This is a genomic window from Streptomyces sp. NRRL F-6676 (assembly GCF_000725625.1).
GTDB lineage: Bacteria > Actinomycetota > Actinomycetes > Streptomycetales > Streptomycetaceae > Streptomyces.
This window is the reverse complement of the sequence record NZ_JOHS01000068.1, coordinates 17,272-31,217: the sequence shown is the minus strand read 5'-3', so window position 1 is coordinate 31,217 and position 13,946 is coordinate 17,272. Positions and strand designations below refer to the sequence as shown.

Annotated in this window: 14 protein-coding genes; 6 read left to right on the top strand and 8 right to left on the bottom strand. The window is 71.4% G+C overall.

Annotated features, from left to right (window positions below; all coding sequences use genetic code 11):
• Positions 1–117: 117 nt before the first annotated feature.
• Genes IO29_RS28340 through IO29_RS28330 form a run of 3 tightly spaced genes read right to left on the bottom strand, consistent with a single transcriptional unit; the run spans position 118 to position 3,198 of the window.
• Positions 118–711, bottom strand: a complete 594-nt coding sequence (locus IO29_RS28340) for a TetR/AcrR family transcriptional regulator (protein WP_030379442.1) — start codon at positions 709–711, stop codon at positions 118–120.
• Between the two features lie 34 nt (positions 712–745).
• On the bottom strand, positions 746–2,437 hold the full coding sequence (locus tag IO29_RS28335) for a class I adenylate-forming enzyme family protein (protein WP_030379441.1): 1,692 nt from the start codon (positions 2,435–2,437) through the stop codon (positions 746–748).
• Positions 2,434–3,198: an SDR family oxidoreductase gene (locus IO29_RS28330; RefSeq protein ID WP_030379440.1), complete on the bottom strand. Its 765-nt coding sequence runs from the start codon at positions 3,196–3,198 to the stop codon at positions 2,434–2,436. The genes IO29_RS28335 and IO29_RS28330 overlap by 4 nt, the downstream gene beginning before the upstream one ends.
• A 319-nt stretch (positions 3,199–3,517) precedes the next feature.
• Between IO29_RS28330 and IO29_RS28325 the strand changes: the two genes are divergently transcribed.
• The 3 genes from IO29_RS28325 to IO29_RS28315 all read left to right on the top strand — a co-directional run bounded on the left by IO29_RS28325 (position 3,518) and on the right by IO29_RS28315 (position 5,787).
• A complete protein-coding gene (locus IO29_RS28325; RefSeq protein WP_033226665.1) occupies positions 3,518–4,015 on the top strand; it encodes a hypothetical protein in 498 nt (165 codons plus the stop codon).
• Positions 4,016–4,057: 42 nt separating this feature from the next.
• A complete protein-coding gene (locus IO29_RS35745) occupies positions 4,058–4,705 on the top strand; it encodes a TetR/AcrR family transcriptional regulator (RefSeq protein ID WP_051707965.1) in 648 nt (215 codons plus the stop codon).
• Between the two features lie 248 nt (positions 4,706–4,953).
• A complete protein-coding gene (locus tag IO29_RS28315; protein ID WP_051707966.1) occupies positions 4,954–5,787 on the top strand; it encodes an SDR family oxidoreductase in 834 nt (277 codons plus the stop codon).
• A gap of 126 nt (positions 5,788–5,913) precedes the next feature.
• Here IO29_RS28315 and IO29_RS28310 read toward each other — a convergent pair whose 3' ends face one another.
• Complete coding sequence (locus IO29_RS28310; protein WP_030379437.1) at positions 5,914–8,724, bottom strand: penicillin acylase family protein; 2,811 nt, start codon at positions 8,722–8,724, stop codon at positions 5,914–5,916.
• Positions 8,725–8,986: 262 nt separating this feature from the next.
• On the opposite strand from IO29_RS28310, the gene IO29_RS28305 reads away from it, so the two are divergent.
• The gene (locus IO29_RS28305) at positions 8,987–9,589 is read left to right on the top strand and encodes a hypothetical protein (RefSeq protein ID WP_030379436.1); all 603 of its coding nucleotides are present in this window, start codon (positions 8,987–8,989) and stop codon (positions 9,587–9,589) included.
• A gap of 139 nt (positions 9,590–9,728) precedes the next feature.
• A complete protein-coding gene (locus IO29_RS28300) occupies positions 9,729–10,190 on the top strand; it encodes a MaoC family dehydratase (protein ID WP_030379435.1) in 462 nt (153 codons plus the stop codon).
• A 19-nt stretch (positions 10,191–10,209) separates the two neighbouring features.
• On the opposite strand, the gene IO29_RS28295 is transcribed toward IO29_RS28300, so the two are convergent.
• The 3 genes from IO29_RS28295 to IO29_RS28285 form a co-directional block, all read right to left on the bottom strand.
• Positions 10,210–10,833: a TetR/AcrR family transcriptional regulator gene (locus IO29_RS28295; protein ID WP_030379434.1), complete on the bottom strand. Its 624-nt coding sequence runs from the start codon at positions 10,831–10,833 to the stop codon at positions 10,210–10,212.
• Positions 10,834–10,934: 101 nt separating this feature from the next.
• Positions 10,935–11,222 carry a YiaA/YiaB family inner membrane protein gene (locus IO29_RS28290; protein WP_030379433.1) on the bottom strand — a complete coding sequence of 96 codons (288 nt, stop codon included), beginning with the start codon at positions 11,220–11,222 and terminating at the stop codon, positions 10,935–10,937.
• A gap of 96 nt (positions 11,223–11,318) precedes the next feature.
• Positions 11,319–12,470 (bottom strand): acyl-CoA dehydrogenase family protein, encoded by a 1,152-nt coding sequence (locus tag IO29_RS28285; protein WP_030379432.1) that lies wholly within the window; start codon positions 12,468–12,470, stop codon positions 11,319–11,321.
• Positions 12,471–12,526: 56 nt separating this feature from the next.
• Between IO29_RS28285 and IO29_RS28280 the strand changes: the two genes are divergently transcribed.
• The gene (locus IO29_RS28280) at positions 12,527–13,198 is read left to right on the top strand and encodes a TetR/AcrR family transcriptional regulator (RefSeq protein ID WP_199806939.1); all 672 of its coding nucleotides are present in this window, start codon (positions 12,527–12,529) and stop codon (positions 13,196–13,198) included.
• A gap of 93 nt (positions 13,199–13,291) precedes the next feature.
• Here IO29_RS28280 and IO29_RS28275 read toward each other — a convergent pair whose 3' ends face one another.
• Positions 13,292–13,897 (bottom strand): TetR/AcrR family transcriptional regulator, encoded by a 606-nt coding sequence (locus tag IO29_RS28275; RefSeq protein WP_030379430.1) that lies wholly within the window; start codon positions 13,895–13,897, stop codon positions 13,292–13,294.
• Positions 13,898–13,946: the final 49 nt, after the last annotated feature.

The window sequence follows — 13,946 nt, the reverse complement described above, 5'->3', positions numbered from 1 at the left end:
GACGACGACAACACCAGGCCCGCACCAGCCACTACAAACGACGCGGACACAGCCCCTGACCTGGCCACCCGTCACGGCAAGCACCGTTGCAGTACTAGGGCCCGCCCGCGCCCCTCGTCACGGCCGCAGCGCGCGCAGCAGCAGGTCGGCCAGGTGGTCCGCCACCTGTTGGGGGGCCAGTGGGCCCCCGGGGCGGTACCACGTGGAGAGGTGGTGGACGGAGCCGAAGTGGTAGTCCACCACCAGGTCGGCCGGGGTGGCCGTGGAGAAGACGCCCTCGCGCTGGCCCTCCTCGATCAGCGCGCGGAAGCGTTCGTGGTAGCGGCGGCGTTCGGCGCGTACCTGCTTGTTCTTCTCGGGGCTGAGGTGGTGCATCGAGCGGAAGAAGATCGACGCGTCGTCGAGGTTCTCGATCGTCGTGACGACGACGTCCGCCGCCGCCCCGCGCAGCCGCTTCTCCACCGGCTCGTCGGCGTCCGCGAACGCGTCGAGGCGCTCCTGCTGGACGCGGAGCACGCGCGCGTACACCTCGTGCAGCAGGTCGTCCTTGGAGCCGAAGTAGTGGTAGAGCGCGCCCTTGGTGACGCCCGCCGCCTCGACGATCTCCTGCACGGACGTGCGGTCGTAGCCCTGCTCGGCGAAGAGCCGGGTGGCGGCGGCGAGGAGCCGCTGCGGGACGGGCGCGCCGTCTCCGTCCGTGGTTCTGGGCACTGCCGCCACCTGCCTTCCTGGATGCTGCCTACGGTCACGCCTGCGAAGTTCCAACGGTTCCCCCGCCGGTACGGGAACGCAGTTCCCGACGGAGGATCTTCCCACTCGCCGTCTTGGGCAGCTCGGGCAGGATCTCCACCTGGCGCGGGTACTTGTAGGCGGCCAGTCTCTCCCGGCAGTACGCGGCCAGGGCCTCCGGAGCCGCTTCCGTGCCCGGGCGGAGGCTGATGTATGCCCTGACGGTCTCTCCCCGGTACCCGTCCGGCACCCCCACGACGGCGGCCTCGCGCACCGCCGGGTGGGTGTAGAGGACGTCCTCGACCTCGCGCGGCCAGACCTTGAAGCCGGAGGCGTTGATCATGTCCTTCTTGCGGTCGACGACGTAGAGCCAGCCGGCCTCGTCCATGAAGCCGATGTCGCCGGTGCGCAGTTCGCCGCCGGGGAAGGTCTCGGCGGTGGCGTCGGGGCGGCGCCAGTAGCCGGGGACGACCTGCGGGCCCCGTACGACGATTTCACCCTGTTCGCCGAAGGGAACCTCCTCCCCCGCGTCGTCGAGGATGCGGACGACGGTGTCGGGGCCGGGCACGCCCACCGCGAGTGTCCCGGAGACGGGGTCGACGGGGGCCTCGCGGTGCGGGGGCACGGAGGCGCAGGGGGCGGTGCACTCGGTGAGGCCGTAGCCGTTGTGGATGTACGGCCCGAACCCGGCCCGGAACTTCTCCACCAGGGCGGGCGGCAGCGGGGCGCCGCCGGAGGAGATGGTGCGGAAGGAGGAGAAGTGGTCCCGGGTGACGGCGGGGTGGGCGGCGAGCGCCATGAACGCGGTGGAGGGGCCGACGGTGTACACGGGCCGGTGCTCGGCGAACGCGTCCAGCACGACCCCGGCCTCGAAGCGGTAGGCGAGCACGAGCGTGCCCGCGCTGTCCAGGCAGGCGACGAGCTGGCAGACCATGCCGGTGATGTGGAACAGCGGTGCCATCGCGAAGTAGACGGGGGTGTCGGGCAGTTCGAGTCCGGTGCGCTGCCGCTCGGCGTTGAACATGATGTTGCCGTGCGTGTTGGTGGCGCCCTTGGGGGTGCCGCTGGTGCCGGAGGTGTAGCTGATGAGGGCGATGTCGGCGGAGGTGAGGGTGCGGCCCTCGGGGGCCTTGCCGCCCTGCCGGGCGACGGCGGTGAGGTCGTCGGCGTCGGACGCCCGCGGGAGCCGTTCGAAGGTGAGCACACGGGGGTCGTTCCGCGTCTGGAAGTCCCGTTCGCAGGCGGTGAGCACGATCCGTACGGAGGAGCCGGCCGCCGTCTCGCGCAGATACGTCTCCCAGGCGCGGTCGGCGCAGACCAGCGCGGTGACCTCGGCGTCGTGCAGGACGTGGGTGACCTCGCCCGACTTGTACATGGGGTTGACGGGGACGACGGTGGCGCCCGCCTTCCACGCGCCCAGCAGGGCGAGCACGAAGTGCGGGGAGTTCTGCAACAGGATCGCCACGCGGTCCCCGCGTTCCAGGCCGCGGGCGGCGAGGTGCCCGGCGACGGAGTCGCTCAGTTCGTCCAGTTCCCGGTAGGTGAGCCGGCCGTCGAAGTAGGCGAGGGCGGTGCGGTCCGGGTGGGCGGCGACATGCTTCCGCAGAGCGTGGAGCAGGGTGTCCGGCGGGGTGAGCGGGGCGCGCTGGGCCTCGGTGAGCTGGGCGAGCCAGGGCTTGGCGGCGTAGCGGGAGGGTACGGCGGTCACGAGGTGGCCTCCCACTTCTGCTGGAGGTGGTTCATGTGGGTGAGCCAGCGGTCGGGTTCGGCGGCCCGCGCCTGGTAGTAGGCGGCGACCTCAGGGTGCGGCAGGATCAGGAAGCGGTCCTCGGCGATGCCCTTGAACAGCGCGTCGGCGACGGCCTCCGGTTCGATCGCGGTGGGCGCGAGCACGAGTTCGCCGGCGCTGCCGGCCGCGGTGAGCATGTCGGTGCGTACGCCCTGCGGGCAGATGGCGTGCACCTTGATGCCGCGGTGGCGGTAGGTGAGCGACAGCCATTCGGCGAAGGCGTAGGCGCCGTGCTTGGTGACGCTGTAGGGGGCGGCGCCGATCATGGTGAGCAGCCCGGCCGCCGAGACGGTCGACACGAAGCGCCCGCCGCCGCGCTCCAGCCAGCCGGGGATCAGGGCGTGGGCGGCGCGGACGTGCGCCATGACGTTGACGTCCCACGCACTGGCCCACACGTCCTCGGGCGCGGCCTCGGTGCCGCCGGAGCCGAGCCCCGCGTTGGCGCAGTACACGTCGACGGTGCCGCCGAGGGCGTCCCGCGCGTCCGCCACGATCGCGGAGGCGTCGCCGGGAACGGCGATCCCGCCGACCTCGTCGGCGACGGCTCGCGCCCGCCCGGCGTCCAGGTCGTTCACCACGACCCGCGCCCCCTCGGCGGCGAACCGCCGGGCCAGCGCGGCCCCGATACCGCCCCCGGCCCCGGTGACGACCACTCCCGCATCCTGCACGGCTTCCACCATCGGTCTCCTTCGACACGACGAGACGACGAGACGTTCCGCATCGACTTCACCTCGCAGACTAACCGGTCGGTATGTGGAGCGGAAGGGGCTCGGAACGCCGTCCACCCCGCCGCCGGACCTGCGGTCCACCCCTGCCACCGGACCCGCGCTCCCCCTCGGCACCCCGGCCCCCGCCCGCCCCCGCCCCGCACCCGGCGCCCGCTTCTATGCTGGTTGACACAGACTAGGTTGTCGTGTTCCATCGTGTTCCATCAGTGCCGCACCGATGGCGAAGCCCGTCGGACGTCGCCGGTCCCCCGGCGTGAGGAGGGCCAGGAAAATGCCCGAAAACCGTGAGCACGCGCCTCCGGCGGTCGCGGGCGGGCGCCCGCCCCGCGCGCCTGAGCTGTTCGCCGAGTTCTCCTGGACCCGGCAGGCCGTGTCCGTGGTCGTGGTGCCGGTGGCGTTCGGCGCCGTGGCGTTCCTCATGCTCGGCTGGAGCGGCGCGGCCTGGTGGACATGGCAGGGTCTGGGGATCCTGGGCGCCTTCGTCGCCGGACGCGAGCACCGACGCGGATGGCCGGCCGCCGTCCGCGGCACCTTCGGCGGGCTCTTCGCCTCCCTCACCGTCGTGGGCCTCCGGCTGGTGCTGCCCGGCGAGGACACGACGGCGTTCGACCCCGTGACCTTCCCGGTGTACGCGGCGATCGCGTCGGCCGGGCTGCACGCGCTCGGGACGCCGGTGTGGCGACGCGTCGCACCGGCGAGAAGTGTGCGCCCGGCGCCCGGCCGGGAGTCCGCGCAGGAGGCGCGGGTCCGCCCGCTGGAGCGGGGCTGACGCCCCGGGAGAGGGAAGGGAGGTTCGTCTAGGATGACTCCCGTGAGTTCCGCAGGGCGACGCCGCATCGACGAGATCGGGGACGAGAGCCGTCGGCGCATCCTCGACGCCGCCGAGGAACTGTTCGCCGAACGCGGCTTCGAACGGACCTCCTTCGTCGACATCGCCGAGCGGTCCGGCATCAGCCGGGGCAGCATCCCGTGGCACTTCAAGAACAAGGAAGGCCTGGTGATGGCCGTCGTCGAGCGCGCCATCGACCGGTTCATGGGGCCCGCACAGTACGAGTCCCTGCCCTCGCTGGCCACACTCGTCCACGACTACGCCACCTGGGTGCGCAGCGGCAACTCCGCGCTGATGTTCATGGTCCTCACCGAGGCCTTGAGCGGCAGGGGCACGGTGCACGCGCAGTACCGGACGTTCCTCGAACAGCGTCGCAAGGGCGTCGAACAGTGGCTGCGGGCGCAGCGCCCCGACGGGGTGGACCCCGAGGTCGCGGCCGGCCGGGAACGCGCGGTCGCCGTCACGCTCACCGGTGCCGTGACGGGCATCCATCTGCAATCGGTCCTGGACCCCAACGGCATCGACCTCGAAGAGTCCCTGCGGTCGCTGGTGACCATGGTCGGCGAGAGCGTCGCCGACCTGTGGACGCGACCCGCCTCCGACGGCGCACCCCGCACCGTCACCGAATAGCTCCGCACCGCCACCGGTAGCGGCACCCCCTCCCCCAGGGCACGGCCCGTCCCGCGCGGGCACACCGCCCGGCGCCCGCTCCGGCGCCCGGCCGTGCCCGCGTCCCTCTCTGCCCCGGGCGAGTGACGCCCCTGCCCGTGCACGTCAGGAAATCCCTCGTCGGCACCTCGCCCTCGCTTCGGCAACCCCTTACTGTGTTGGTCAGCATAGAGATGTCAGATCGTCATAGAGAGTAGAGAGAGATCGGTATGAGGAACTGGAAGGGATCGGTCGCCTTCATCACGGGCGGCGGCCAGGGGATCGGTCTGGGCATCGCGCGCGCACTGGGCAGCAGGGGGGTGCGCCTCGCGCTCACCGACATCGACGAGGAGGCCCTGCACCGCAGCGGGGAGGAGCTGTCCAAGGTGACGGACGTCGAGGTGCGCCGGCTGGACGTCCGCGAGCGGGAGGCGTTCGCGTCCGTCGCCGACGACGTCGAGTCGACGCTCGGCCCGGTCGACCTCCTGTTCAACAACGCGGGCATCGCGCCGTCTTCGCCCCTGTCGGAGTTGGACTACGCCAAGTGGGACCTGACGCTCGGCGTCAACCTCTCCGGCGTGATCAACGGGCTACAGACGTTCCTGCCGCGCATGATCGAGCGCGGCAGGGGCGGATACGTCGTGAACAGCGCCTCGGGCGCCGGTCTGGTGGCGGGGCCGAACGTGCTGTACACGACGAGCAAGTTCGCGGTCGTCGGACTGTCGGAGTCGCTGCGGCTGGCGGCGGAACGGCACGGGATCGGAGTGAGCGTCCTGTGCCCCGCCTACGTCGACACCGGCATCCTGGAGCACACCTATGCGATGGGCGCGGGCAGCATCGCCCCGCTCTCCGGTGAGGTGCGCGAGAAGACGGAGGCCCTCTTCAGGTCCGGCGTGAGCATCGACGGCGTGGGCGAGTTGGTCGTCGCGGGCATGGAGGCCGAGGCGATGTGGATATACACCGACGACTGGCTGCGCTCCTACCTCACGATCCGGATGGAACAGCTGCTCGGCACACCGTTCCCCACCCCCGGCCGACAGGGGGAGCCGCCCTCGGGAACGTGAGCCGGGCGGCCACGGACGGCCCCTGCGCCGAGTCGACGCCCCGTGGACCCGGTCCGCCCCCGCGGACGGGGCCCGCGCGACCGGTGGTGGCCCCGCACCGGAAGCGGCCGGTGCGGGGCCGGTCTGTCAACGGTGGGACGTGTACTCCACCACCTGCTGGTAGGTCGGACGGTTCTGCCAGCTGATGTTGCCGTGCTTGATGCCGCCCAGCGCGCGCTGGACGATCGAGTCGGCGCACCACTGGTCGCCGGCCGAGCAGAGGTCGTCGCCCGGGTAGACCTGGGACGCCGACCTGCCCGCCGCCTCCTTCAGCGTGTCGAGCAACACCGTGCGGCAGGCGTTCAGGCTGCCGTCGCCGCAGTACGCGTGCGCCAGCGGGCCCTGGACCTGCTCCCCCAGCACCGCCCGGATGTCCTTGTCGACGTAGCTCCACCAGCCGTACTGGAAGGAGCTGCCGGCGTGCGAGCCGGTCGGGCCGTGCGCGGCCGACGGGGACTCGTCGATGGGGAGGTTGGCCGTCATGGCCGTGTACAGGTCGTCGCCGAGGCCCGGTGCGAACTCCGCCTTCACCAGCAGCGGCCACCACGCGTCCAGGACGCGGATCGCGTCCGCGTTCGCGTACGTCTTCGAACCGGCCGACGTCTCCGTGCGCTTGGCGCCCGCCGAGACCCACGCGGAGAGCTTGCTCACCGCCGCCGCCGTCGCGGAGTCCGTCACCGTCGAGCTGGTGACGACCGCCAGCAGCTTCGGCAGGACGTCCTCGGCGCGCAGGTCGGCCAGGGCCGCGTCCGCCATCGCCTTGACGAGGGAGGAGCGGGTCACCCCGCCGGCGGCGACGAGCTTCTTCACCCGGTCCTCCAGCAGGTCACCGCGGTGCACGGACCCCTCGCCCCAGGGCGCGGCGGCGTAGTCCTCGGCCTGCTTGTTGTTCCAGGAGATGTAGTAGTCCTGGTCGACGGAGTTCGGGTGCGCCGACGCCGGCGTGTACGACGCCGTGTTCGTCGCGGGGTTCCAGCCGCTCCACTCGTACGCCTGCCGCGCCCACACCGGGAACTCGGCGTCGACGCCGCTCGCCCGCACCGGGTTGTCGCCGCTGTTGTAGTACGCGGTGTGCCGCGCGTCGGCGTAGAACCAGTTGAACGTGTAGTTGATGTGCTGGACCGCCTTCTGGAAGTCCTCGGGGCCCTTCACGTAGTCGGGGTCGTTGAGCATCTGGAAGCCGATGATCGAGTCGGCCTCGTGGAGATAGGACGAGCGCAGGGTCGTGTAGGCGACCTTCTTGCCGCCGACGGTCGCCCGGTACTCGACGGGGCCGTACTTCGTGCGCCACACCCGCATCGTGTAGGAACCGGCGGCCGTGGAGTCGGCCACGGTCGGCTTCCAGGCGTTGGTCTGCTCGACCTTGTCCATGGCCGTGCAGGTGCCGTGGTAGAGGTAGTGGTAGTCGTCCTGGCACAGTTCGACCGCGTAGGTGTCGATGATGTCCTGGCCGGAGGTCGTGGCGCTCCACGAGTAGTCCTGGCCGCGCCCGAGTTCGACGTACATGCTCAGCCCCGCGAACGAGGCGCCGCGCGCGCTGAGGCCGGGGCCCTGGATCTCCTGGAGCATGAGGAGCTGCGGGGCGAAGTAGCCGGTCTGCGGGCCGAAGACGGCGACGGGGTGGCCGCTCGCGGTGTGCTTCCCGCTGACGACGAGGGCGTTGGACATGCCGCGCCTGGCGGAGCTGAGCGCGGTGCCGGACGCGGTCCCCGAGGTGCGCTTCGCGCTCGCGGTGGCGGCGCTGCCGGTGCGGTCGTACACCAGGGGCTCCTGCGCGACCGTCCCGGCGTCGGGCAGGGCCTCGCCCTGCGGGTCGTCCGGCTTGGCCGCGTACGGGAAGGACTCGCCGTCGTGGACGGTGAGGACCGCCTCGGGGTCGTTGCGCTCCCGGAAGGACTCCCAGACCTTGGTGCCCTCGGCCACGCCGTACCGGGACTGCGCGGCGAGCAGGGAGAGCGCGTTGTTGACCTCGCCGCCGCCGCCCGAGCCGAACAGCGCGCCGATCACGGAGGCGAGCGCGACCAGGTCGGTCTGCTTGAAGTGGTCGATGGTGCCGGCGTTGGTGATCGAGTCCTTGTGCCCGGTCAGGACGTACTCGCCGGGGAAGTAACGCCCGCTGTCGGAGGCGTCGATGTAGGCGTTGATGCCCGCGAGGTAGGCGTTGACGTCGTCGAGCGCCTGCTTGCCGCGCTCCCCGGCGGAGGCGACGGCGCCGTCGATCTGTGCCTGGAGGTCCGCCTCGGTGTACGGGGCGTTGCGCCAGAACTCCTGCTCCAGGCCCTGGTTGGACGGGGCGCCGCCGGCGAATCCGGTCAACTGGCCCCGGCCGACGTGCCGGAAGACGTCCATCAGCCACAGCCGGTCCTGGGCGGCGGCATAGCCGGCGCCGAACTCGGTGCCGTAGCGCGTGGTGCCGGTGATGTGCGGCACGCCCGTCTTCTTGTCCCGGACGATGGTCACATCCGTCCGACCGCCCGGTTTCAGGGTGGAGGCGACCTGCCCCGAAGGGACGCCGAACGAGGCGTCGTTGAAGAAGGTGTCGATCTTCGCGTCGGTGAGCGCCGGGTAGCCGGTGGCCAGGTTCGCGTAGGGGCCGAGCTGGTCCTCCGCGTGGTCGGGCTGGGTGCCGAACACCTGGTTGAGCAGCACTTGGGCGAGCGTGGCGTTGCCGTTCTCGCCCGGCGGGAGGATGTCGGAGCACTGTCCGCCGCACAGGTCGCCGGCGGTCGCCGCGGCCGTCCGCGCCTGCTCGGGGGTGCCGTCCGCCGCCATGGCCGTGGAAAGCGGGGACAAAAGTCCGGCAATGAGCACGCATACGGATGCGGTCTTCAGGAACCCGTGGATTCCGCGGGGAGTTCTCAGTCTGTCGAGGAAGGTGCGGGGGGTGTGCCGTGACATGGCAGGTCCTCCGGAGCTGAGGTGGGGCCGGATGTTACCGCCGGTACACCCGCGATTGAACATGAACAGGCGTCACTTTTGAAGCCGTTGGGGGCGGGCTCGTGGAGGTCGTCGGAAAAGAAGTCGGAAAGAGGACGGAAAGAGGAGGGCGCCGGAGGGAGCCGAATCGCGTGTCGATACGTCTACTCGACGACGTCCGTACGACGACGCCGAAGTGACCGAAGTACAGGTGCAGGTGCAGGTGTGACGGAGGTGCAGGACGATGGCGGGTTTCCGGAGTCTGGCGAGACAGGTGCGGGATCCGAGGTGCGATCTGGCACTGCGGCGCTACTCGCTGCGCAAGTGCCTTGAGCGGTTCGCCCCTTACGGGCACCGGGCGACCTGGGACCACCTGTGCTCCCGGGCCGGCTTCGGCCCCGAGGACCGCTCCCCCGACCCGGTGCGGCTCGTGGCCGCGCTGGAGGAGCTGGAGGAGGCCCGTTCCGTGTGGCTCGCCTACGAGGCCGAGTTCGCCGAGCGCCGCAGGAAGGAGAAGCACGACGGGCTGCGCAGGCCGGGCAGTGTGGACGACTGGCACCGGCTGACGTGGGGCGGCTTCGGAGTGGCGTGGTGCGACGATCCCCGGGTCCACCCCCGTGGCCCGATGGCGGAGGTGCTGCGGCGGTTGATCGCGGCGCTGGAGCGGGAGCCGGGGTCTTGCTGCCCGGTGTGCGGTGGGGAGCGGCTGGTGTGGCGGTGGGACCTCGCGCACGAGCCGTCGTCGGGGCCGGTGTGTGTGTCGTGCGGCATCGTGGTGCCTCTGCCGGTACTCACCGATGAGGCGGTGGGGCACGCGCGGCGCGAGCGGTTGCTGGTGTCGGCGTAGGTCTTGTGGGGGTGCGCCTTGCTCACGGGCGCGCCCCCGGCCAGGACGCCAAGCGCATGACCTCGTTGACATCGACTCTCCGGCCGACCATGCTAAGCAGTCGCTTAGGCACGTCGTGGTGTGATGCGGGAGGTCGGACATGGCAGAGCCGAGGGTCTTCGCTTCTGTGGAAGCGCTGAAGGCCGCCGTCGGGGAGCAGTTGGGGTACAGCGACTGGGTGGAGGTCGACCAGAAGCGGATCGATCTGTTCGCCGAGGCGACCGGGGACCATCAGTGGATCCACGTGGACCCCGAGAAGGCCGCCTCCGGGCCCTTCGGGACGACCATCGCGCACGGGTATCTGACCCTGTCGCTGCTGCCGCTGTTCGGGCCGCAGCTCCTCGGTGTCGAGGGCGTGAAGATGGGCGTCAACTACGGGACGAACAAGGTGCGTTTCCCCTCCCCCGTCCCCGTCGGCTCCCGGCTCCGCGCGACAGCGAGGATCACCGGCGCCGACGACGTGCCCGGCGGCGTGCAGGTCACCGTCGCGTTCACCGTGGAGCGCGAGGGCGGCGACAAGCCGGTGTGCGTCGCGGAGTCGGTGTCCCGGTACTACCTCTGACCGGCGGCCGCGCCCGGTGCTACTTCGCGGCCACCATCCGCAGCACGAGGTCGGCGTAGAGCGTGCCGATCTCCTCGGGGGTGCGGGAACCGTCGATGTTGAACCAGCGGGCGACGTCGACACAGAGCGAGAGGACGGCGAGCGTGGTGCCGCGCACGTCGAGCACGTCGAACTCGCCGGACGCCACCCCGTCCTCGATGATGCCCCGCACCTCCGCGTCGACCTGGCGGCGCAGCGCGACGATCTCGGCGCGCGCCTCGGGGCCGAGCGCGTCCAGCTCGTACTGCACGACCCGCGCGGTGGTGCGCCGGCCGGCGTGCCACCGTACGAAGGAGCTGACGGCGTCGGCGAGCCGCTCGGTGGCGCTGCCCTCGGCACCGGCCGCCGTGCGCAGGATCTCCAGGACCTTCTCGTGGCCGATCCGGCTGATGCGCTGGAGCAGCTCTTCCTTGGTCTTGTAGTGGATGTAGAGCGCGGCCGGGCTCATGCCGGCGCGGCTCGCGATGTCACGGGTGGTCGTCGCGTGGTAGCCGCGCTCGGCGAAGGCGTCCACGGCCGCCACCAGCAGCCGCCGGGCCGCGTCCGGGGTGACCTCCACCCACGGCTCGCTCTCGCCGCCGACCGTCTCCTGCGCCGTACTCATCGCTCGTGCCCCTCTCCACCGACAGGTGCACCACCATACCGCCGATGCTGAGCGGGCGCTTAGCGTGCCCGCTCAGCGGCCCGGGGGCGGGCGCGGCGGATTCAGAGCTTTTCGAACGGGTCGTGTTCGGCGAGCAGCTTCTCCAGTCTCGCCTGGTCGACACGGCTGACGATCTGCCCGGCCTCCTGGCGGTCGCGGATGACCTTGGCGAGGGTGAAGGCGGAGGTCACCAGGTACAGCACGGCGACGGCGAGGAAGGCACGGACCCAGGCGTCGGCCTGGAGGTGGTAGATGCCGACGGCGGTCGCGACCAGCGCGACGACGAAGGAGGCGGCGGCCTGGCCGTAGAAGGCGGCGGTGTTCTGCTGCTTGACCGGTGTGTCACTCATGCGATCAGGATCGGCGGACGTGGCCCGCGCCACATCCGCCGTCGTACTCAGTCGCCGGGGACCCGGGTACTCAGACGCGTGCGCGCCCCCGGGCGCTCAGAACGCCGAGACTCCGGTCAGCGCACGGCCGATGAGCAGCTTCTGGATCTGGCTGGTGCCCTCGTAGAGGGTCATCACGCGGGCGTCGCGCAGCAGTTTGCCCGCAGGGTACTCGTCGATGTAGCCGTAACCGCCGAAGACCTGGAGGGCGTTGTTGGCGGCGCGGACGGCGGCCTCGGAGGCGAAGAGCTTGGCCTTGGACGCCTCGGTGGCGAAGGGCCGCCCGCGGTCGATCAGGTCGGCGACCCGCCAGGTGAGCAGCCGGGCGGCGTCCACGTCGACGGCGATGTCGCTGATCAGCTCCTGCACCAGCTGGTGCCGGGCGATGGGGCTGCCGAACTGCTCGCGCTCGCCCGCGTAGCGGACGGCCGCGTCCAGGGCGGCCTGGGCGATGCCGACGCAGCCGGCCGCGACCGACATCCGGCCCTTGGCGAGCGCGGACATGGCGACGGAGAAGCCCTTGCCCTCAGGGCCCAGCATCGCGGCGGCGGGGACCCGGACGTCCTCGAAGACCAGTTCGGCGGTGGCCTGGCCGCGCAGGCCGAGCTTGCCGTGGAGGGTGCGGCGGGTCAGGCCGGGGCTGTCGGCGGGGACGAGGAAGGCGGTGACGCCCTTGTGGCCGGGGGCGTCGGTGGAGCGGGCGAAGAGCAGGACGACGTCGGCCCAGGTGCCGTTGGTGATGAACATCTTGGTGCCGTTGAGGACGTAGTCCTCGCCGTCCCGGACCGCGCGGGTGGTGAGGTTGCCGGCGTCGGAGCCGGTGCCCGGTTCGGTGAGGCCGAAGGAGCCGACGTACTCGCCGGAGGTGAGCCCCGGCAGCCACCGCCGCTTCTGCTCCTCGCTCCCCCACGCGGCGATCGTCTTGGCGACGAGGCCCAGGGAGACGGAGACGATGCCGCGCACGGAGGAGTCGCCGCGGCCGAGCTCCTCGGTGACCAGGCAGTACGCGAGGTGGTCGCCGCCGGAGCCGCCGTACTCCTCGTCGAGGGTCAGGCCGAGGAAGCCGACCTCGCCGAGCTTCTTCACGATGCCCCGGTCGACCTCCTCCGCGCGGTCCCAGGCGACGGCGTGCGGTGCGATCTCGCCCTCGACGAAGTCCCTGGCCAGCCGGCGGACGGCGGCCTGTTCCTCGCTGAGCTCCAGGTTCATGGCGGGTCACCTCGGGGATTTAATTAGCACTGCTAGTTTATAGGCGCAGCCCTACTATGTGCGCCATGGCCCGACCGCGCAAGCCCCTGCTCAGCACCGACCGCATCGTCGAGACGGCGCGTGCGCTCGTGGACGCGGAGGGGCTCGCGGCCGTCTCCACGCGCCGGCTCGCGGCCGAGCTGGGGGTGAGCGGGCCGTCGCTCTACAACCACTTCCGTACGAAGGACGAGATCCTGGAGGCGGTCGCCGACTCGGTGAGCGCGCAGGTCGATCTGTCGATGTTCGAGGAGGGGTGGGACACGCGGGAGTGGCGGACGGCGTTGCACGACTGGGCGGTGTCCTACCGGGCGGCGTTGCGGGCGCATCCGAACGTGGTGCCGGTGCTGGCGCACGGGCCGGGGAGGCGGCCGGCGGCGTTGCGGCTGGCGGACGCGGTGTACGGGGCGATGGTGGACGCGGGGTGGCCTGCCGCGCAGGCGACTTCCGTGGGGGCGTTGATGCGGTACTTCGTGATGGGGTCCGCGCTGGGGTCGTTCGCCGGGGGGTTCGTGAACGACGAGGCGGCCTACGATCCGGCGGACTATCCCCACCTCGGGCAGGCGCATCGGCTGGCCGGGCGCCAGGAGGAGATCGACGAGCGGGCGTTCGAGACGGGATTGCGGGCGTTGCTGGACGGGTTGGAAGTGCGGTTCGAGGAGGTGCGCCGGGCGGACGGCCGGGCGTCCTGACCCGACGCGGAACCGTCACATCCGCAGGCCGCCACCGCCGCGCCGTCCCGGCCTACGGCCGCCGGGCGATCCCGCCGAGCGGACCGGCTCCCTTCACGATCCGGCCGCGACACCGGAGTTACCGGCGGGACGGACGGCCGCCCAGGCCGCCTCGATCATCTCGAAGATCTCGTCCACCGCGGCCTGCGGATCGGCCGACTCCCGGGCCAGTCCATGGGCGTCGACCACGAATCTGGCGATCGCCCGGCAGGCCGTGGTGTCCGGCGGCAGACCGAGGTCTTCGGCGATGGCGGTGGCCAGCGTCTTCGCATGGCGCAGCCGCATCGACTCCTCGTACTCCCGCAGGGCGGGGGTGGCGTCGATCATGCGCCAGACCGGGGAGGCGCCGTCCTCCGCGCAATGTCGCACCAGGGCCTTGACCTCTCGGCGCAGTGCGGGGACGAGCGGTTCGTGCGGCGCCCGGCCGGTGACCGCCTGCTGGAAACGGTGCTCGAAATCCTCGTCCTGTTCGAACACCAGGGCCTCTTTCGAGGCGAAGTGGGCGAAGAGCGTGGTGACCGCCACGTCGGCCTCGGCGGCCACGTCCCGGATGCCCACCGCGTCGTACCCGCGCTCCAGGAAGAGCCGCAGCGCCGCGTCGGCGATCTTCTGGCGGGTCGCGGCCTTCTTGCGTTCACGGCGTCCGGGCGGCACGGTCATGCCCTGACACTATCAGGTGCGAAACACTAACGGTTTCAAAAACCTAACC